The following is a 19,462-nucleotide window of genomic DNA, read 5'->3' on the forward strand; positions in this document are numbered from 1 at the left end:
TCATCCGAATGCCGTTTTCGTGCCATGTCTCACTACTCCAGTCTCTAATAAACAATGGCACAGTTTTAGGGGGACGAGACAGCTTTGGGGGCGAATATGCTGAATAGGTTCAAGACCACCGATGCTATCTTGATCAAGTTGAATGATCGCGCGGATGGCTTGAACTGGCAATTCAGCCAAAATTGCATGATAGGCGATGTCATCTATCCGTGCCCGGGAAATCACTCTGCCTCCAACTCCAACAATTGACTGTGAAACTGAGGTTTCGGGCCAATCACCATCGCGCCAAAAACGAGTTCGATCTCTATTGAAACTAGATCAGTGTCGGCGCGGTCTTGGATTTCTTCATTAAGTATATTCCGCTCGGGCTCTGATATCCGATCTTGAGGTCCCCAGGCTCTGATATCTCTAAGGGTGTTGAAAACATCCCTCCAAGGCGTAAATCCCGTCTCCATGCTTCGACCGCTTACCCAACGGCGCCACAAACTCATAACTTGTCTCAATGCGGCGTCGTTAGGAACAAGCAAGTAGGCGGCAGGATTTTTGTCGTCGTCCTCAGGAAAAGCCTCTTCGTCGATCAACTCCAGGCCCGGGACGTTACGAATAGCATTTGCAAAACTTGATATTGCCCCACGAACTTCGAAAACCAGAAGCCTTTCTGGTGCGAGTGCTGTAGGGTCTGCTCGAACCTCCAAGCCGCTGGAGGAAGCATCCATAAGTGACGCCAATTGTTCGAACTTAGGGCCTATCCGCTCAACTTGCCTACTTTGGTCAAATGATTCAGGTGGAGGCACAAACTGGGAATTACCGGGTTGCCTTCTTTGCGCGGGCCCTGCCTTTAGCCTCAGGAGCGGCATGTCCAAATTCGTCAACATCAAATATCCTTGGTTTTACTCTACTATCCCAAAGTTCTAGCTCAACCTTAAGGGCAGTGTCGACAGAGACCTCACCCAAACCAAGTATTTGTCTTCGTCGTACATTTTGACAAAAATCAATTATTTCTGAAAAGCTGGAGTCTCTGAGCTTCTTAGACAACGCAGCGGAACTTGACTTTGGGCAATCCGGCCATTGCCTTATAATTTGTTCTAGGAAAGCTTTCGTTTGGCTTATGCTAGGCGCAGGAAACTCTGAGCGGATTTGAAACCTTCGCCAAACCGCTTTGTCCAATAATTCAGCATGATTGGTTGCCGCAATAGTCACGACATAACTGGGAAGCTGATCGAGCTGCATCAACAAGAACGAAACAACACGCTTTATTTCACCAGTTTCGTGGTTGTCTCCTCGTTCTTTACCGATAGCGTCAAATTCGTCAAAGAATAGAACACATGGTCGTGTGCGGACATAGTCGAATAATTTCCGCAGCCGCGCGTTGGTTTCACCCAAGTAACTTCCGATCAAAGCGTCATAGCGAACTACGAAGAAAGGAAGTCCCAATGCCTCGGCAATGGATTCTGCAAAAGAGGTCTTCCCGTTGCCTGGCGGCCCAGACAACAATACCCGGTGTCTCGGTTCAAACCCATGTGCGCGCAACACGTCGGCGCGCATGTGCTCTTCAATAAGCTGACGGCCATTCTCACGCACTGGCAGCGGAAGCATCAGCTCATCAAGTTGAACCCTCGCTTCAACTTCCAAGATCGCCTCTTTTTCGTCTCCTGCTGGCTTTCTGGAGGTCATCAAAGCCGGTGCGGCCACAGGAATGCTGGAAAGCGTTCGCTCTATACGGTCAGCAAGAATATTGTGATTTTTTGCCCGTTCCTCAGCGATCAACGCTTCGGTTGCTGAGCGCAACTTTTTTTGATCGCCAGACACTCCGGCGCTTACAAGAGATAAAAGAAGGTCGCTGCGGGCCATGATGACAACTCTGTTTTAATCTACTAAACACTTCGGGAGCCAAAAATGGAAACATTTCATTTGCACAAGTTGAGCAAGTCGAGGACTTATGCATCAATAGAAATTTTACAACTATATAAAGTTATATAGGGATTCTTCGGGAGCCGACCTACATCTCCTTATGCTCACACACAGATAGTGCCGTCTAATATGCATGTCACTTACTTGCAGTTTAGGGCCAGTGTATTCGCTTGTGGAGAACCATATCACGAAGAATCTCCGTAGGGCTTGCCTGCAAGCGTCGAGGGCAGACAGCTGTACAAGCCAGAAGCCATGTCGATGTAATCAATCGAAGGGAAGTGATCCAGATAGACCTCTCCATCGTATGATAGAACCTCTAAGTCAGATCCCATCGCATCGATGGCTATTTTGGCTCCATTGCTGATTATTGGCATTAAATTGAAGAACAGACGTGATGGTTCGATACTCCGAGACTTGAAGTGTTCCACAGTCTCGCGGACTTGCAAATAATCCAAAATTTCAGAAGCCCGTTTATTCGAAAGCCGATTTTCTTTGTGTTCCAAAAACTCGACGATATCCGGTAGATAATGTGGCAGACTGGCTTGGCTTTCCGGCTGATAAGCCACGGTCCAGTAGCTTTGAGTGCTCCTGATTTGCCCCCTGAAAGCCATGGAAACAAAACCACGAACCCGTGACCCAAGATTGTGATGTCGCGCGTTACGAATGCCGATTAGGGTTCTAGCGCCCGGTTGCTCCATCCAGTCGTATGTATCTCGCGATGCGTCAGCAAGACTGTGATAACACGAAAGGACGTGATAGACGGCACTATCGAGGTTTCCAACTGCTTCATCGAGGTCGACCATCGCCAAATTCGAGAAGCCGAAGATAGCCTCTGGCAATCGACGAAGCGCACGACAAAACTCATCGTATGCATAATTGATCGATCTCATGTTTTCCCGAGCCACTTTCATAACCATAATACCTACTGCATCAAACGTTAGAACGATGACGCATTTCGTTCCGTTTGCACAGCAAAAGTTACCACCATCTGTCTTGAACGGCCGCTCTCTCGAGTTTTAAAATGCTACCTCGCATCCGTAGCGAATGTCCGGTTCCCGCCCTTTTTATTCATACAGCTTGCCCTCTAAGTTGCTTATGTGATGTCAATGTTCCTAGTTGGACATAGGTGAACATTTCAGCTCATCACAAAATATTACGATTTCTGAGCCTAAAATGAGCCTAAAGCCCGATTAAATTTTCAATTTTTCAGCTAAGTCATTGATTTTAAATGGAGGCGAGTACCGGAATCGAACCGGTGTACACGGATTTGCAATCCGCTGCGTCACCACTCCGCCAACTCGCCGTCCCATGGTGTACGCAGGGCTATAGCAACGCTGACCATGGCATGCAACACGAAACCGCGTCCTTAGTGCAGGTAATAAAACAACAAGCTGGGCAATAATTGAAACGCCAGTAGCGCTCCAAAAAACAGGCTGATCTTGCACCGGCCAAACCGCCATATCAACCATCCGCCTAAAATCAGTACACACAGGCTTTCTAGCATGCCAACTATTTGCCCAAAATGCGCTGGATCCCAATAGCTAACGGGACTCTCAAACACCCAATCTGAAAATGGCCAAAAATGGCGCCGTGCATCATCGTTGTGCAATAGAAAATCAGAAACCAAATGCAACATGCCCGATCCGGCAAAGGCTATTGCCGCCCAAATCCGCCGCCATATCGCCCACAGCAAAATCGCCCCCCATAGCGGGATCGAGTTATCTATCGCAAACACCGCCTGCCAACTGTTGGAAAAATAAAACTCGTCAAATATGCGACCAAAACTATGCCCACCGATCAACCGCGCCCATAAAACCATCAAATACAAAGAAAGATCGGGTAGAACACCACCAAAGATTGCCCACCATGTAATTTTCGGTTTATTTGGCTGTGCAAATGCAGCGGCTGCGATGATAATATGCGCGGGCGTGTTCATATTAAAATCATAGGGCATAGAATGGCGAAATCAATCATGATCCAAGGGGCCGGATCAAATGTTGGCAAATCTATGCTGGTGGCAGGACTGTGCCGCGCTTATCTTCGCCGCGGGATGTCCGTGCGCCCGTTTAAACCACAAAACATGTCCAATAATGCCGCTGTCAGCTCAGATGGTGGAGAAATAGGACGCGCACAGGCGTTACAGGCATGGGCATGTGGCGTGGATCCGGTCACTGATATGAATCCGGTGCTACTTAAGCCAGAATCAGAAACTGGCGCGCAGGTGATCGTGCAGGGCAAGCGCCTTACCACCGTAAAGGCCCGCGCATATTCTAACCTAAAACCCAAGCTGATGCCGCGGGTCATAGAAAGTTATGAGCGCCTGCGAGCGCAATCAGATTTGGTAATCGTCGAAGGGGCGGGCAGTCCTGCGGAAATAAATCTGCGCGCAGGGGACATTGCCAATATGGGATTTGCTGAGGCGGCAAATTGCCCTGTGATTTTGGTGGGGGATATCGATCGCGGTGGGGTCATTGCGCAGATGGTCGGCACCCACGCGGTATTACCCGCCGATGATCTGGCGCTGATAAAGGGTTTCATGATCAATAAATTTCGCGGCGATCCGACGCTGTTTGATGCAGGCTACGATGCGATCAAATCTCATACCGGCTGGCGGGGTCTGGGGGTTGTGCCTTGGTTCGATCAGGCCCATAGGTTTCCGGCTGAAGACGCGCTGGATATTGCCCCAGACCCACAGGGCGAGGGGCTGAAGGTTGTGGTGCCACAGCTGTCGCGGATTGCCAATTTTGATGATCTGGATCCCTTGTCTGCTGATCCAAATGTGCAGGTTCAAATGATCCCGACAGGTCAACCCCTGCCGCTGGATGCAGATTTGATTCTGTTGCCCGGTAGTAAATCCACCATCGCTGATTTAGCATTCCTGCGGGAACAGGGATGGGATATCGATCTGGCCGCACATATTCGTCGTGGTGGTCATGTGCTGGGTATTTGTGGCGGCTATCAAATGTTGGGGCGCGAGATAATTGATGACCAAGGTCTCGAGGGTGCGCCTGCGCGCGTGGCGGGGCTGGGGCATTTGGATATCACTACTGTGATGAAACCCGAAAAACGTCTTGCAGAAGTGACCGGCACCGATAGTACGGGCGATATTCTGGTATCGGGTTATGAAATTCACATCGGTGAAACCACAGGGCCAGATTGCGCCAAACCGATGTTATACATCGATGGCCAGGCACAGGGCGCGCAGAGCGCCGATGGTCACATTTCTGGCTGTTATCTGCACGGGATTTTTAACACCGATGGCTACCGGCGGCATTTTCTAACTGGTCTTGGTGGGCGGGGTGGTGATTTCAATTACGCGGCCAGCGTCGATCATGCACTGGATGCGCTGGCAGATCATTTGGAACACTATTGTGATTTAGATGCGCTATTGCGCTTGGCGCACTAGGCTTCGGGTTGGAAAACCTGTTTGATTTCATCGTGGATCAGCAAACGCACCTTGCGGGTAACATTCATCCCAAATGCCCCCTGCATTTCTGATCTGACAAACTGAGAAACCGTATCTTGTAACCCAATTGGCAATTCATCCTGCAGGCGCATTTGCACTTCGCTGGCGACGGTATCTTGCACCACTTTGCGTACGGTTTCCTCGATCATTTCTGGCGCGATCTGATCGACCAAATCTTGGATCTTCTCGGGGGCGAATGCATTGACCGCATGGCCCACATAAGACTTGCTGGTTTCAGCAAAAATATTGGCTATTTTGGCCGGGGCCATCTCTTCTATTATGCTGTGCAGGCGGGCGGGGGCCATGGTCTCGACGGTTTCGCTGATTGCGGTTTCTGCCAAAACCAACATCTTGGAATGGGTGACCTCTGGTTCATCCGCTAAATTTGCGGGCGTAGAAATATGTAGACGCCCCTGCTCAGAAATGCCCTCGCTTGCGGGAGCGGATTTCGCGGATTGGCTACCAGATTGAGGGGTAGTGTCGTGCTGGCGCACAGGATGTTGTAATACCAGCACGTTATCCTCGGTCGGCATCGCGCGCGTACGCGATCCACCGACAACCAAACGTTGTTCGCTTTCATGTGCCGAAACCTCGGAAATAAGCTGACGCAACTGTAGGGGCGTTGCCGAGATCGACAGGCTGTTTTTAAGTTCATCCATAGTAAATTTTCCGCGATTCGTTAATATATTACTAAAAAACCATGGCTAACAGCAAGCTTTTAGGCAATTTAAACGTCAGCGGCGTTTTTCCAACTTCTCCAAAAGGTTGTTTCGACGCGCCCCCAGCGCAGAGTTTGCACGCGCCTTTGGTGTGAATTTTTTGGGGTCATACAATTCCACATTCAACCCCAAAGTTTTGGCCGTAAGCGCTCCCATTTCTGATAGAACGCTATAGGCCCGAACCTGCTCATCGCGAAGGGCCGTTACCAATTCGGATCGTGCAGATAATAGATCCTGCTCTGCATCCAAAACATCCAATGTGGTGCGCGCGCCAACCTTGGCTTCTTCACTTACGCCCTCAAATGCGATTTTGCTGGCGCGGATTTGTTGCTGACGTGCGGTGATTGCGGCCTTGGCTGCTTCCCAATTGTAATAAGCGGTGCGCAGGTTGGCCTTGGTCGTGGCAATGGCCTGTTGTAGCTGACGTTGTTCGGTCTCTAGGCTAGCGGCGGCTGAGCGGCGCGCACTGCTGAGCGTGCCGCCTTGATACAGGGGAATGCTGGCATTTAGGCCCACGCTTACACTGGAATCGGGGCTGCTGAAATTACCGCTAAGATCAGATGTATCTCCAATTGATCCTGTCACCACACCAGTCACCGTGGGGATGCGATTTTTCTGAGCCACTTTTAAATCTTCCTCAGCAGCCAGTACGCTAAACTGTGCAGCGGTTACGCGAGGGTGATCAATCAAGGCGCGCCGTTCCGCTTCGGCCAAGGTCTTGGGCAGGGCAGGGTGGGCGGCAGGTGTCATCAGGCTGTGCGGTTGCTCACCAACGTTGGCAACATAATTGGCAATCTGACCTTGCAGGGCAGCGCGGCTGGTCTCGCGGCCACTGATCGCGGCGGCCAAGCGTGCCTGCGTTTGGCTGACATCTGTACGGGTCACTTCGCCAACCTCAAAACGATCCTGAGAGGCGCGTACCTGCTCTTCTAGAACGCGAATGTTGTTCTCGGCCAAGTTTAGTGTGGCTTGGGCGGCTCGTACATCCATGAAACTGGTGATCGCATTTAACAGCACTTGCTGTTCCGCAGCGACTAGATTTTCGCGCCCGGCCAATAGGGCCAATTCTGCGGCATTGATCCCCCCTAAGACCCGACCACCATCATAAATCAACTGGCTAACCTGTAGCTGAACGGTCTGGGAAAATCCCTTCGTAAAACTGCCACTGGTGCTAGAGGAATGGCTGTGCGTGGCGTTAGCGCTGTAGCTTCCGTTGGCGCTGGGGCGTAGGCCGGCGCGTGCCGATACCAAATTCTCGTCCAATCCGCGCAGGGTTGCGCGTGTTTCCGCCAGCGAGGGGTTGTTCGCATAGGTCGCTTCTAGTGCTGATTTAAGACTGGTCATATCGGCCAGAGCGGTTGTGCCCATGGCGATGCTTATCATGGTCACGCTAAAGAGGTTTCGCATGGTGGTCTCCTGTAGATTTTTTGGAGGGGGGAACCCTAAGCCAAGTTAAATTCTATTGTACGTTCAAATCCGCCAAGAATTGGCGCGGTTGCATCGAAATCACGCTTCCAGTTGATAGTATCGCCGGACTTTATGCCAATTCGGCACTGACCCATCGCCCCATCAACAAAGATCGCGGCCACACGCCCGCCATCTTTTAGCTGCTGCACAAGGCTTTCTGGGAAAACCTCAATCGCGCCTTGTAGAACCACCACATCATAGGGGCCGTGTTTGGCCGCCCCTGTGCTCAACGGAGCAGAGACAACAATTGCATTGTCCACCCCTTGTTGCGAAAGTGTTTCCGAGGCCGCATCAGCCAATTCAGCATTGTCCTCTACCCCAACAACAGCTTCTGCAAGATCCGCGATCACAGCCGTAGAATAGCCCAAACCGCAGGCTATATCCAAAACCAATTCATCACCGCGCACATTCACAGCATCCAGCATTTTGGCAAAGGTACGTGCATCCAGCAGATAACGGGAATTTCCCAACGCCACATGATCCCCCACATAGGCGATTGATATCTTGTCTGTCGGCACATATTTTTCGCGAGCAATATTCAACAAGGCATTGATAATAGGATATTTTGTCACGTCAGACGGTCTCACTTGGCAATCAACCATTGCGGTGCGTGCAGATGTGAAATCATTCATATCGATACCATTGTTAAAATCAGCTCGCCTTATCTTTGCCACAGGCACCCCACAGGAGCAAGCCCCTGCGAAATTAGTTTTCCTGTGAAAGCAAGGGGATCGGTACTGCGTCGCCCTTAAATCGGCTCTTGGCGCTGGGGTGGATGAATTCGGCACTTTTGCACCCCAGAACACGCCGTTTGCGAAACAAGAAGAATTTGGCAATCCCACGATAGGATCCCACCTTGGGGGCCGTTTCGTCACAGGGGTAGCGCTGGCGCCAATCATCAGGCAAGGTTAGACCGCAATCCACCACCTTTTTTAAAATCCAGGTCAGCGGAATATTGGATAATCCGCGCGCTGCGGGTCTGGCATAAACCTGTCCGCCCACATCGGCATGTCCACCTTTGAACCAGACCTGTTGCATCTGGCCAGGCCAGCTGGGATCGGCATCCCATAATTCGGGGGTATAGGCTATACGGTTTTCATCAATAGCCAACGCCTGATAGCCATGTTTTACACAAGCGCCGATGCGATCATTATGAAATTCGGTGGCCATGGGTGCGAGGCGCGAAATCAACGGATAAGGCAGTCCTAGCGCCTTTACCGTATCCCATACGCCCACCATGGTAATTTCCACATTCGCGGCACAGTGTTCGGCGCAGAAATCCCGTAAGGTCGCAGCAGAGGCCTGTTGTTCGTATAGTCGGAATGCTTGGCGCAGGTTTCGATGGGTGGCGCATTCGCGTCGCAACAGCCCCACTTGATCAATCATCCCCGCCAAGGATCGCACCGCATAAGCACCTCGAGAATAACCGAACAGGAAAATCCGATCCCCCGCACGATATTTACTGGCCAATAAATCATAGGCGTTCTTAATGGACTTATTAATCCCCATCCCAGAGGCCAAGGTCACCAAATTCCACAGCCCATGCCCCTGAACCCCTGCATCATAGTGCAAGGAGGTGGTCTTGGGGTCGTGCACTTCCAACAGCAATTTGTACAGAATACCCGCGTTGGTCTCTTCGCCCGTGGTCATGCGGCTTTGGGTGCCATCAATGATGATGATATGGTTTCGGTGCATTGGCCCTGCTTTGTTGCGTGGCCCCTAGGGTGAAACTATTCTATGCCCAAGTAAAGGGCGCAAAATTTCATAATGCCTGTATTGTTGGAATATCGCCAAACCCGTTAAATCGGGTTGCGATGGATTGCACATAGGCCCCCATGCCTTGAATTATGATGTAATCTCCATCCTTTAAATTAATCGGCAAATCCAAAGGCGCATCCAATTGATCCAATGAATCACAGGTCGGGCCAAACGCCATATACCCCTGTTTCGCGCCGCCCTTAGGATGGGCCTGGTCATCCACCACATACATGCGACCACAGATGCCAATATCGCTGAATTCGGCCAATCCACCGTAAACGCCGTCATTCAGAAAAATCTGTGAACCATCGCGCGCCTTAACTCGCAAGATCAAATTGCCCGCCTCAGCCACCATCGCCCGGCCCGGTTCGCAAACCAACAGCGGAGCTTGATCAAAATTATCTCGCACCGCTTGATAGATGGCGTCAAAATAAACAGATAGATCCACCGGCCCTGTACCGCGATCGCTGGGAAAACCACCCCCCACATTTAACCGCGCCAAGGGCACCTGCGCACGCCCCGCAATCTCAGCGCATTTTACTATGTAGCGCTCCCATGCGGTGGGATTTATACACTGGGTGCCTGGGTGAAAAGTCATGGAGGCCACCATCCCCGCGCCATGCGCCCGACGTAGCAATTGGACACAGGTTTCCGCCTCTGCACCAAACTTGGTGCCAAAATCATAGGCCGCCCCTGCCACATCCATATGCAGGCGTACAGAAACCTCGCTGCCCCAGGGTAACACGGCCAATAGTTTTTCCATCTCGCTGAGGCGATCCACCGAGAAAGAGCGTACCCCCAGCGCCACGGCTCGCTCGATTTCATCCCTGCTGCGCACGGGGTTGTTGTAATGCAGAATCAGATCTTCACCCATCTGACGGATGGTTTCGATTTCGGTAATTGAGGCCACATCAAATGTCTGAATGCCAACATTGATTAACTGGCTTAGAACCATTGGGTCAGGATTGGCCTTCACCGCATAGGTGACCAGCCCGGCAAAACCCGCTTGGAAACGCTGTGCGGTTTGGCGTAGGGTTTCGGAATCCATAAATAAATGTGGGCGCTCAGGCTGACAGCGACGAATAAACTCTTCGGGGGAATTCCAAACTGTTGGTTGATAACGCATGGGGCACCTTTTCTTACCAGAATGCGTGTAAAGATGGGCAAAAGGACTCGTAAATTTGTCAAATAGCTGAATAATATGTAGCATTATGACGAAATTTTGGGGAAATTACCATGGATGCCATAGATCACACCATCATTGACGCCCTGCGCCAGAATGCCCGCCTGCCTATTTCCAGCCTTGCCGCACAGCTGGGCATGGCACGTACTACCATCCAAACCCGCCTCTCGCGGCTGGAAAGCACCGGCATAATCCAAGGTTATGCAGTGCGCCTAGGCCCAGAAATCGAGGAGCGCCAAATCAAGGCTACGGTGCTATTGCAGCTAGACCCCAAAGCGGGGGCAGGGGTTGTCGCGCGTTTGAAGAAGATTCCGAACGTCGAACAGGCCTTTACGGCGTCTGGCCGTTTTGATTTGGTGCTGACGGTGGGGGCCAACTCTACGGGTGCGCTCGATGAGATATTGGACGAGATCGGGGATATGCAGGGGGTCAAATCATCCGAGAGTCTGATCCAGCTCAGCACCAAAATTGATCGCTAGCCTCGGCGCATCCACAATCCTCCTTTCCCTTGCTCAAAACCCACGCTAAGAAGCACAAAGCGTGATTTCACAGCGGATTATTCACAGGGCAAAACGATGGCGATGGAAAAAAACTTTGATGCGAGCAAACGCGAGGCTGACATTTGGGAAAAATGGGAAGCGGCGCAGGCCTTCAAGGCAGGTGCAAATGCACGCGATGGTGCCGATAGCTTCTCGATCATGATCCCCCCCCCGAATGTGACCGGTGTTTTGCATATGGGGCATGCATTTAACAACACGCTTCAGGATATCCTGATCCGCTGGAAACGTATGCAGGGCTTTGACACCCTATGGCAACCGGGCACAGATCACGCAGGCATTGCCACCCAGATGGTGGTGGAACGCGAGCTGGCCAAAGAGGGCAAAAAACGCACTGATTTCCCGCGCGAAGAGTTTTTAAAGAAAATCTGGGCCTGGAAAGAACAATCCGGCGGCACCATAATCAACCAGCTGAAACGCCTCGGCGCATCCTGTGATTTTGACCGTACCGCCTTCACCATGTCGGGGGCACAGGGTGATACCCGCGTGGGCCACGAAAACAGCCCCAATTTCCACGATGCCGTCATCAAGGTTTTTGTTGAAATGTACAACAAAGGCCTGATTTACCGTGGTAAACGCTTGGTCAACTGGGACCCGCATTTTGAAACCGCGATTTCTGATCTAGAGGTGGAAAACATCGAGGTTGACGGCCACATGTGGCACTTCAAATACCCCCTAGCGGGGGGGCTGGAATATGAATACGTCGAGAAAGACGCGGATGGCACCGTTACGCTTCGCGAGATGCGCAACTATATCTCTATCGCCACCACACGTCCTGAAACCATGCTGGGGGATGGCGCAGTTGCCGTACATACCAAGGATGCGCGCTATGCCCCGATCGTGGGTCAGCTATGTGAAATTCCTGTTGGCCCCAAGGAACAGCGCCGCCTGATCCCGATTATCACCGATGATTACCCCGATCCCGATTTCGGATCCGGTGCTGTGAAAATCACCGGTGCCCATGATTTCAACGACTATATGGTCGCCAAGCGTAACAATATCCCGATGTACAATCTGATGGATACCCGCGCCAACATGCGCGCCGATGGCGCCCCATATGTGGAAGAGGCCGCCAAGGCCCAAGCCATCGCCAATGGCACGCTGGAATTCGACGAGGCGATGATCGCCGCCACCAATATGGTGCCCGAGGAATACCGCGGTCTCACCCGCGAAGAGGCCCGCGCGCGCGTGATTGCCGATATCACCGCCGAGGGTCTGGCCGTGATGCACGACGTGACCAAAACCATCAAAGACGAAGAGGGCACCGAGTCTCAAATCACTGAAACCGTGCCATACGTCGAAAACAAACCGATCATGCAACCCTTTGGCGATCGCTCCAAGGTGGTGATCGAGCCTATGCTGACCGATCAGTGGTTCGTAGAAACCGATAAAATCGTCGGCCCCGCGCTGGACGCCGTGCGTGAGGGTACCGTTAAAATCATGCCCGAAAGCGGCGAGAAGGTTTACTACCACTGGCTCGATAATATCGAGCCATGGTGTATTTCTCGCCAGCTATGGTGGGGACACCAGATACCGGTTTGGTTTGATACAGAGGGCAACCAGTTTTGCGCCGCAACCGAGGCCGAAGCCATCGAGATGTCTGGCGGCAAGTCTCTAACCCGCGACCCAGACGTCCTAGACACATGGTTCTCCTCTGGCCTCTGGCCCATCGGCACGCTGGGCTGGCCCGAACAAACCGACGAGCTGGCGCGCTATTTCCCCACCAGCACCCTGATCACGGGCCAAGATATCCTGTTCTTCTGGGTTGCCCGCATGATGATGATGCAACTGGCTGTGGTGGATCAAATCCCCTTTGATACCGTGTATTTGCACGGTTTGGTGCGCGATGCCAAAGGCAAGAAAATGTCGAAATCCACCGGCAATGTCATTGATCCGCTGGATTTGATCGATGAATACGGCGCCGATGCCCTGCGCTTTGCCAATGCGGCCATGGCATCAATGGGCGGTGTGTTGAAAATGGATACCAAACGCATCGAAGGCTATCGCAATTTCGGCACCAAGCTGTGGAATGCCACGCGTTTCGCCGAATTCAACGAGGCCGCACCAGTGGCCGATTTCGACCCAAAATCCACAACCCAAACCCTGAACAAATGGATCGTGGGCGAGGTGGCCACACTGCGTGAAACAGTCGATGCATCGCTAGCTGCTTACCGCTTTAACGACGCGGCCCATGCGCTGTATGGCTTTATCTGGAACAAACTGTGCGATTGGTACGTAGAATTGTCCAAGCCATTGCTACAAGGCGATGATGCCGCCGCCGTGGCTGAAACCAAGGCAACACTGGCTTGGGTGTTGGATCAATCCTATACAATGCTACACCCGATTATGCCGTTTATCACCGAGGAGCTTTGGGCCGAAACAGGGCACACTGACCTGTTGGCACACAAAGATTGGCCCGAATACACCGCGGCTGATCTGGTCGATGCAGATGCCAATGCAGAGATGAGCTGGGTGATCAATCTAATCGAACAGGTGCGTTCTTTGCGTGCAGAAATGCGCGTCAATGCAGGGGCCAAAATCCCGATGGTGCAGTTGGAACTAGACGCAGCGGCCAAAACGGCCCTTGTCAATAACCAATCCATGATCATGCGCCTTGCCCGCATCAGCGAAATCACCACGGCCAGTGCCGCCCCCCAAGGCGCGGTTACTATCGCGGTCGAGGGTGGCGAATTCTGTCTGCCTCTGGCCGATATCATCGATATCGATGCAGAAAAGGCCCGTTTGACCAAGGCGATTGAAAAACTGAACAAAGAGCTGGGCGGGATCAAAGGCAAGCTGTCGAACGAAAAATTCGTCAATAACGCCCCAGAATCCGTGGTTGCGGAAAACCGTGCGCGTATCGAAACAGGATCAGAAGAGCTGGAAACCCTCACCGCTGCATTACAGCGCGTTGAATCCTTGGGATAAACTAGGCGGGATAATCTCGGGGCGCGCAGAACGCGCGCCTCTTACAATTCCAAATCTTTAAAATATCCAATCCCCTTGTCCCTCGGGACAAGGGGCAACAACGGCCGCTAGGGCACCACACGTTCCACCGCGCGCATCATTCCCGCCGCCTTGTCAAAATACACGGTCAGAATACGCCGCCCGCCGACCTTGCTGGCCACATTGGGCACAAGCCGCAGGCCCAACGCCGCCCCGCCGCTGGCCAAAACCCCACGTCGGCTGATTTTTATGCTGGTGTCATCTGACATCACGCCCTCCCATAAAGTCGTCCTGTTGCTCAATATCTAATGTCTCAGCATAGATTTTCAAGATAACGCCCTTATTCCATTGCATCTTCGCAGGATTTGCCGTTCTTTAGGCCAAAGGAATTTATATGCCCAAACAGACCAAACTTGCCCAATCTCTGCCCGCCACAGTGCCCTTCATCGCCCCAGAAATGACCGAGCGTGCCCGTGGCCGCGCCTTCACCGCGCGCCTTGGTGCCAATGAAAATGGTTTTGGCCCCGCGCCATCGGTGCTGGATGCTCTGCACAGCGCTGGCCCAGAAATTTGGAAATACCCGGACCCTAGCCTGTTTGACCTACGCCAAGCTCTATCAGACCACCACGCTATCCCGCCCAATCAGTTCATCCTTGGCGGTGGTATCGATGGCCTGCTGGGCACGCTGTGCCGCCTGTTTGTGGATCATAGCACGCATGTGGTCACCTCTTTGGGCGGCTACCCCACATTTAATTACCATGTGGCGGGATTTGGCGGCACCCTGCATCAGGTGCCCTATAAGGATGATATGGCAGATTTGGACGGCTTGCTGGCATCAGTTGTACGCAGTAATGCCACATTGGTCTACCTATCAAACCCAGATAACCCCATGGGCACAATGCACAGCGCCAGTGCGATAGAACAATTTGCAGAGGCCTTGCCTCGAACTTGCCTATTCATCCTAGACGAAGCCTATATCGAATGCGCCGATGCGCAAAATATCCCAAACCTTGCGGTAGACCAACCAAACCTGATCCGCTTTCGCACCTTTTCCAAGGCCTATGGATTGGCTGGCGCGCGTATTGGTTACGGGATCGGCCCCGCTGATCTGATCGCCAGCTTTGATAAAGTGCGCGATCATTTTGGCGTCAGCCTGCTGTCTCAGGCCGCGGCATTGGCGGCATTGGCAGATCAAACATACCTAACGGAGACCTGCCAGCACATCACACAGGCGCGCGATCACATCGCCCAAATCGCCCGTGATAATGGGTTGATCCCACTGCCCAGCCAGACCAATTTTGTCACAATCGATTGCGGACAAGGGGGGTATTTCGCCCGAGCAGTTTTGCAAAGCCTTGCTGATCAAGATGTCTTTGTTCGCATGCCAATGGTCGCCCCGCTGGATCGCTGTATCCGCGTATCTGTTGGCCCCGCGGCGGAATTGGCCGCCTTTGCCAAGGCCTTGCCCCTTGCGCTGACACAGGCGCGCGGCTAGCGCGATGCGGTTGCTATCACATGATTAGCGGCCTCAAGCGCGCCGGCGCCATGGGGAATATCTAGCGCTTTTAGCGCCGCATCAATCGTCCCCAAGGTACCCAGTATCATCGGTACATTCATGTGCCCCATATGACCAATGCGGAAATAATTTTCAAACTCGGGTGACTTCGCATCCGCCATACCCAGCCCTATGCCCAAGGTCACCCCCGCCACATTTTCGCACCAATCGCGAATTTTTCCGCCATCAAAATGGCTGGTGGTGATCGAGGTTACGGCAAAGGAGCGCTTGTCGGGTTCCTTGATATTTAACCACATGCGTCCAGCACTGCCCCAGCTATCAACGGCCGCCCAAATAGCCTGCGCAAACACGCGATGACGCGTCCAAACGTTTTCCAATCCCTCTTCTATCAGGATCATGTCAAGCGCCTCGCGCAGGCCCATCAAATGATGCGTCGGCGGGGTACCAGCAAAGCGTTGGTACAGCATCTCAGGGGCAACGCGCGGCGCCCAATCCCAATAGTAAGAAACGCGATCCATTTCGCGTCGGGCCGCATGGGCACGATTATTCAAAAACACAAACCCCATGCCCGCAGGCACCATCAGCCCCTTTTGACAGCCAGAAACCATCACATCCACCAGCCATTCGTCCATGAAATGCGGCTCGGTTCCAAGAGAGGCCATGCAATCCACCATATAAAGGGCAGGGTGCCCAGTGGCCCGTATGGCCTGCCCAAGGGCAGATATATCATTGCGCACAGATGTAGAGGTATCGGTTTGTACTACTAGAATGGCTTTTATATCGTTGTTCTTATCCGCCAAAAGCCGCGTCTCTACTTGGGCGATATCCACGCTGGATTGTTTGCCAAAATCGATTACTTCAATCTCTATACCCAATGTCTGAGCAACAGCCCCCCACCCAAGGGCAAATGGCCCTGTGCCCAGCACCAAGACCTTTTCGCCTGCGGCCACGGTATTACTTAGCGCGGCCTCCCAGGTGCCGTGACCATTGGTAATATAGAAAACCACATCGCCCGTGGTGCCGGCCAATTGCTTTAGATCGGGGATCATCCCTTCGATCATTTCCTTTAGGGGGCCATAATAAATATTGGGAGAGGGTTGATGCATGGCATTCAAAACCCGATCAGGCACAACCGAAGGCCCAGGAATAGCCAATAGTTTCCGTCCGTTATCCAGTGTCATCGCAGGCCTCTTAAAATACGGGGTATAGTGTGGCAGTCGCCGCGTACCAGAAGCACAGATTCGCGCCCGCTTGTAAAATTAAAATTTGTGTCATTGGACTTCACCTGTGCTCATGCTAAGAGGGGGGTCGAATTGCCCAGAGGGAACTGAATGCCCCAAGATTTTGATCCTAACCGCAGTGCATCTCAGGCCTATGGCCGATTGTGGCGCGATTGGTTGCGCCCATACCGCGCAACACTGTTCCTGACACTGATGTTAATGGTGATTGTTGCGTTGGCCTCGGCGGGCTATGCTAAATTTATCCAAATGGTGATCGAGGGCTTCGAAACCGCCTCAAACAGTGTAATCTGGTGGGGACCCTTGGGGATCATCGTGCTAACCCTCTCCAAGGGTGTTAGCCAATACCTGCAAAATGTCCTGCAAAACCAAGTGATGTCGCGCATGCAGGCGGATATTCAAACCAAGATGTACGCCAGTCTGGTCACTATGGATTTGGCGCATCTGCTGGCCGAATCCCCCTCTGCATTGTCGGCGCGGTTTTCCGCAGATGTTGAATTAATCCGCAACGCATCGCGCCAAGTGTTTTCTGCTGTTACGGCTATTTTGACCGTAATCGCCACCTTTGGGGTGATGTTGTCGATCGACTGGGCGATGACGCTGGGGTTGATATTGATTTTTGCGCTGGCCTTTGGCCCTGTGGGGATCGTAGGCGCGCGGGTTAAGGCGATATCGGCCACCACCCAGGAAGAAATCGCCCAGATGGTATCATCGGTGGACGAGGGGCTGTCTGGTATCCGTATGGTGCGCGCCTACCGCCTAGAGGATCGGCTGAAGGATTCGTCAAAAGCAGTCTTCGAAAACCTGTATAAACTGCGGGTCTCTTTGGTGAAATGGCAGGCGATCCTGTCGCCAATGATGGAAATTCTGGGCGGCTTGGCTGTTGGGGCGCTGTTCTTTTTGGTCGCTTTGCGCATGCGTTCGGGGGCTATTGATCTGGCGGGGTTTATCGGCCTGCTTACGGCGCTGGGCGTTGCCACAAATCCGGCACGTAAACTGGGCGGGGCCTATGCGATTGCCCTACAGGGTCAGGCTGCGCTGGATCGGGTTTTCGCGCTGTTTGATACCCCCAATACCATCCGTGATGGCAGCTTTGAGTTTGCCAGCGGAGATAAGGCCAAGGGCTTGGTAGAATTTCGCGATGTGGATTTCACCTATCCCGATGGGTTTCAGGCGCTGCATGGGATTAACCTGCGTATCGAGGCCGGCAAGACCTATGCCTTTGTTGGGCGCTCTGGAGCGGGTAAATCCACTGTTTTCAATCTTTTACCTCGCCTGTTTGACGCCACGTCTGGGGTGATATACCTAGATGGCCGCCCAATCACAGAATACACATTGCCAGCATTGCGTGATCAAATATCAGTGGTCAGCCAAGACAGCGTCCTGCTGAGCGGATCCGTGCTGGAAAACATCTCCTTCGGGCGCGAAGGCGCCAGCGAGGTGGATTGCATCAAGGCCGCCAAATCCGCCGCCGCACATAAGTTTATCACCAAACTACCCGAGGGGTTCAACACCCATATCGAACCCGCCAAGATCAAGTTTTCCGGTGGCGAGCGCCAGCGCCTGTCGATAGCGCGCGCGATCCTGCGTGATGCGCCAATCTTGTTGCTGGACGAGCCGACATCCGCCCTTGATGCGGAATCTGAAAACCAAATTCGCACAGCTCTTGATGTGTTATCTGAGGGGCGTACAACTCTGATTATCGCCCATCGCCTATCCACAATTCTGGATGCAGATCAGATTGTGGTGATGGATCAGGGCGCGGTGGTGGCGCAGGGTAGCCACGATGAATTGCTGGAACAGGGCGGGATCTATGCCGATCTGTTTAATCTGCAATTTGACCTCAGCCCAGAATCCTCTGCACCAAAACGCAAGCGATCGTTCAGCAATGGCCAAGGGCGCTGGAAATCCCCGCTTGAGGGTCTGGTCAAGTTTTTCGGGGGGTAGATGCGCGGTATTTCTGTGCCAGAACCTCGGGCGATGCCCCCAATTTAAACCGCGCCACCAAAATAATGTTACGCAGACCTTGGCGCAACCATCCCGCACGTTCATACCGGATGGCCGAGGTTTGGGCTGTGAAGTTCAAGGCCACCATCTGCCCCTTTAGAGCCTGAGCAATCAAGACATCTTCCATGATCGGAACTGGCGCATAGCCCCCCACAGCATTGTACAAACGTTTGGATATCAGCAAGCCTTGATCACCGTAGGGCATATCAAATAGGCGCGCGCGTAAATTGGCCCATTTGGCCGTAACCCGCGCCATAAAATGCCCACTGTCAAAGCACAACTGACCATAGCCCGCATGGGCCTTGCTAGCGATATGGGCCTCTAGCACGCTGCTCCAACCCTCTGCTAAAATGGTATCGGCATGGATCACCAAGACCCATGCCCCGCGCGCCGCTGATACGCCCGCATCCAACTGTGTTCCACGCCCCATAGGAGCGGTGATTATGCGCGCCCCAATCTCATCTGCAATGTGTTGGATATTATCGTCTGATCCGCCATCGGCAAAAATTAACTCGTGTACCAATCCTGCGTTTAATCCCTCGATCAGGGCGCGCAATGTAGGTGTGATGTGATGGGCCACGTTCAGGGTGGGGATCACAATTGAAAGTGGGGCGGGCATAGGGCTTGGCATTCCTTGTTATTCAAGGCTACATACAGGTTCTGAAAAGTAACATCACCCGAAAACTGAGGCAAT

General features: G+C 52.7%; 17 protein-coding genes and 1 tRNA gene. 5 read left to right on the forward strand and 13 right to left on the reverse strand.

Features of this window, described 5'->3' with window-relative positions; translation table 11 throughout:
• Nucleotides 1–221 precede the first annotated feature (221 nt).
• From QQL62_RS00775 to QQL62_RS00795, 5 genes are all read right to left on the reverse strand, one after another.
• Nucleotides 222–716 carry a hypothetical protein gene (locus tag QQL62_RS00775; protein WP_284375203.1) on the reverse strand — a complete coding sequence of 165 codons (495 nt, stop codon included), beginning with the start codon at nt 714–716 and terminating at the stop codon, nt 222–224.
• A gap of 88 nt (nt 717–804) precedes the next feature.
• Nucleotides 805–1,851, reverse strand: a complete 1,047-nt coding sequence (locus QQL62_RS00780) for an AAA family ATPase (protein ID WP_284375205.1) — start codon at nt 1,849–1,851, stop codon at nt 805–807.
• 245 nt (nt 1,852–2,096) lie between these two features.
• Nucleotides 2,097–2,828, reverse strand: a complete 732-nt coding sequence (locus QQL62_RS00785) for a hypothetical protein (RefSeq protein ID WP_284375207.1) — start codon at nt 2,826–2,828, stop codon at nt 2,097–2,099.
• Nucleotides 2,829–3,140: 312 nt separating this feature from the next.
• A tRNA-Cys gene (locus tag QQL62_RS00790) sits at nt 3,141–3,214 on the reverse strand.
• A 63-nt stretch (nt 3,215–3,277) separates the two neighbouring features.
• Nucleotides 3,278–3,847, reverse strand: coding sequence for a cobalamin biosynthesis protein CobQ (locus QQL62_RS00795; RefSeq protein WP_284375209.1), 570 nt, complete (start codon nt 3,845–3,847; stop codon nt 3,278–3,280).
• A gap of 21 nt (nt 3,848–3,868) precedes the next feature.
• On the opposite strand from QQL62_RS00795, the gene QQL62_RS00800 reads away from it, so the two are divergent.
• Nucleotides 3,869–5,317: a cobyric acid synthase gene (locus tag QQL62_RS00800; RefSeq protein WP_284375210.1), complete on the forward strand. Its 1,449-nt coding sequence runs from the start codon at nt 3,869–3,871 to the stop codon at nt 5,315–5,317.
• Here QQL62_RS00800 and QQL62_RS00805 read toward each other — a convergent pair.
• The 5 genes from QQL62_RS00805 to QQL62_RS00825 form a co-directional block, all read right to left on the reverse strand.
• A complete protein-coding gene (locus QQL62_RS00805; protein WP_284375212.1) occupies nt 5,314–6,036 on the reverse strand; it encodes a hypothetical protein in 723 nt (240 codons plus the stop codon). The two genes, QQL62_RS00800 and QQL62_RS00805, sit on opposite strands and share 4 nt — an antisense overlap.
• A gap of 75 nt (nt 6,037–6,111) precedes the next feature.
• Nucleotides 6,112–7,503 carry a TolC family outer membrane protein gene (locus tag QQL62_RS00810; protein WP_284375214.1) on the reverse strand — a complete coding sequence of 464 codons (1,392 nt, stop codon included), beginning with the start codon at nt 7,501–7,503 and terminating at the stop codon, nt 6,112–6,114.
• 35 nt (nt 7,504–7,538) lie between these two features.
• On the reverse strand, nt 7,539–8,195 hold the full coding sequence (locus QQL62_RS00815; protein WP_284375216.1) for a protein-L-isoaspartate O-methyltransferase family protein: 657 nt from the start codon (nt 8,193–8,195) through the stop codon (nt 7,539–7,541).
• A gap of 73 nt (nt 8,196–8,268) precedes the next feature.
• A complete protein-coding gene (locus QQL62_RS00820) occupies nt 8,269–9,258 on the reverse strand; it encodes a T6SS phospholipase effector Tle1-like catalytic domain-containing protein (RefSeq protein WP_284375218.1) in 990 nt (329 codons plus the stop codon).
• Between the two features lie 67 nt (nt 9,259–9,325).
• A complete protein-coding gene (locus QQL62_RS00825; RefSeq protein WP_284375220.1) occupies nt 9,326–10,447 on the reverse strand; it encodes a type III PLP-dependent enzyme in 1,122 nt (373 codons plus the stop codon).
• A 110-nt stretch (nt 10,448–10,557) separates the two neighbouring features.
• On the opposite strand from QQL62_RS00825, the gene QQL62_RS00830 reads away from it, so the two are divergent.
• A complete protein-coding gene (locus QQL62_RS00830) occupies nt 10,558–10,983 on the forward strand; it encodes an Lrp/AsnC family transcriptional regulator (RefSeq protein WP_284375222.1) in 426 nt (141 codons plus the stop codon).
• A gap of 96 nt (nt 10,984–11,079) precedes the next feature.
• Nucleotides 11,080–13,989, forward strand: a complete 2,910-nt coding sequence (locus QQL62_RS00835) for a valine--tRNA ligase (RefSeq protein WP_284375224.1) — start codon at nt 11,080–11,082, stop codon at nt 13,987–13,989.
• Nucleotides 13,990–14,096: 107 nt separating this feature from the next.
• Here the strand turns inward: QQL62_RS00835 and QQL62_RS00840 are convergent, their stop codons facing one another.
• Complete coding sequence (locus QQL62_RS00840) at nt 14,097–14,276, reverse strand: Tat pathway signal protein (protein WP_284375226.1); 180 nt, start codon at nt 14,274–14,276, stop codon at nt 14,097–14,099.
• 125 nt (nt 14,277–14,401) lie between these two features.
• Between QQL62_RS00840 and QQL62_RS00845 the strand changes: the two genes are divergently transcribed.
• Nucleotides 14,402–15,502 (forward strand): pyridoxal phosphate-dependent aminotransferase, encoded by a 1,101-nt coding sequence (locus QQL62_RS00845; RefSeq protein ID WP_348520649.1) that lies wholly within the window; start codon nt 14,402–14,404, stop codon nt 15,500–15,502.
• On the opposite strand, the gene QQL62_RS00850 is transcribed toward QQL62_RS00845, so the two are convergent.
• Entirely contained in the window at nt 15,499–16,704 is a 1,206-nt protein-coding gene (locus tag QQL62_RS00850) for a pyridoxal-phosphate-dependent aminotransferase family protein (protein WP_284375228.1), read from the reverse strand. The genes QQL62_RS00845 and QQL62_RS00850 overlap by 4 nt on opposite strands.
• Nucleotides 16,705–16,854: 150 nt before the next feature.
• Between QQL62_RS00850 and QQL62_RS00855 the strand changes: the two genes are divergently transcribed.
• Nucleotides 16,855–18,708 (forward strand): ABC transporter ATP-binding protein, encoded by a 1,854-nt coding sequence (locus QQL62_RS00855; protein ID WP_284375230.1) that lies wholly within the window; start codon nt 16,855–16,857, stop codon nt 18,706–18,708.
• On the opposite strand, the gene QQL62_RS00860 is transcribed toward QQL62_RS00855, so the two are convergent.
• The gene (locus QQL62_RS00860) at nt 18,689–19,387 is read right to left on the reverse strand and encodes a TIGR04283 family arsenosugar biosynthesis glycosyltransferase (protein WP_284375232.1); all 699 of its coding nucleotides are present in this window, start codon (nt 19,385–19,387) and stop codon (nt 18,689–18,691) included. The genes QQL62_RS00855 and QQL62_RS00860 overlap by 20 nt on opposite strands.
• Nucleotides 19,388–19,462: the final 75 nt, after the last annotated feature.

The organism is Amylibacter marinus (assembly GCF_030160015.1).
GTDB lineage: Bacteria > Pseudomonadota > Alphaproteobacteria > Rhodobacterales > Rhodobacteraceae > Amylibacter > Amylibacter marinus.

Coding starts and splice junctions, on each gene's coding strand:
- QQL62_RS00775 (WP_284375203.1), bottom strand. CDS start 716: ATGGATGCTTCCTCCAGCGGCTTGGAGGTTCGAGCAGACCCTACAGCA.
- QQL62_RS00780 (WP_284375205.1), bottom strand. CDS start 1,851: ATGGCCCGCAGCGACCTTCTTTTATCTCTTGTAAGCGCCGGAGTGTCT.
- QQL62_RS00785 (WP_284375207.1), bottom strand. CDS start 2,828: ATGGTTATGAAAGTGGCTCGGGAAAACATGAGATCGATCAATTATGCA.
- QQL62_RS00795 (WP_284375209.1), bottom strand. CDS start 3,847: ATGAACACGCCCGCGCATATTATCATCGCAGCCGCTGCATTTGCACAG.
- QQL62_RS00800 (WP_284375210.1), top strand. CDS start 3,869: ATGGCGAAATCAATCATGATCCAAGGGGCCGGATCAAATGTTGGCAAA.
- QQL62_RS00805 (WP_284375212.1), bottom strand. CDS start 6,036: ATGGATGAACTTAAAAACAGCCTGTCGATCTCGGCAACGCCCCTACAG.
- QQL62_RS00810 (WP_284375214.1), bottom strand. CDS start 7,503: ATGCGAAACCTCTTTAGCGTGACCATGATAAGCATCGCCATGGGCACA.
- QQL62_RS00815 (WP_284375216.1), bottom strand. CDS start 8,195: ATGAATGATTTCACATCTGCACGCACCGCAATGGTTGATTGCCAAGTG.
- QQL62_RS00820 (WP_284375218.1), bottom strand. CDS start 9,258: ATGCACCGAAACCATATCATCATCATTGATGGCACCCAAAGCCGCATG.
- QQL62_RS00825 (WP_284375220.1), bottom strand. CDS start 10,447: ATGCGTTATCAACCAACAGTTTGGAATTCCCCCGAAGAGTTTATTCGT.
- QQL62_RS00830 (WP_284375222.1), top strand. CDS start 10,558: ATGGATGCCATAGATCACACCATCATTGACGCCCTGCGCCAGAATGCC.
- QQL62_RS00835 (WP_284375224.1), top strand. CDS start 11,080: ATGGCGATGGAAAAAAACTTTGATGCGAGCAAACGCGAGGCTGACATT.
- QQL62_RS00840 (WP_284375226.1), bottom strand. CDS start 14,276: ATGTCAGATGACACCAGCATAAAAATCAGCCGACGTGGGGTTTTGGCC.
- QQL62_RS00845 (WP_348520649.1), top strand. CDS start 14,402: ATGCCCAAACAGACCAAACTTGCCCAATCTCTGCCCGCCACAGTGCCC.
- QQL62_RS00850 (WP_284375228.1), bottom strand. CDS start 16,704: ATGACACTGGATAACGGACGGAAACTATTGGCTATTCCTGGGCCTTCG.
- QQL62_RS00855 (WP_284375230.1), top strand. CDS start 16,855: ATGCCCCAAGATTTTGATCCTAACCGCAGTGCATCTCAGGCCTATGGC.
- QQL62_RS00860 (WP_284375232.1), bottom strand. CDS start 19,387: ATGCCCGCCCCACTTTCAATTGTGATCCCCACCCTGAACGTGGCCCAT.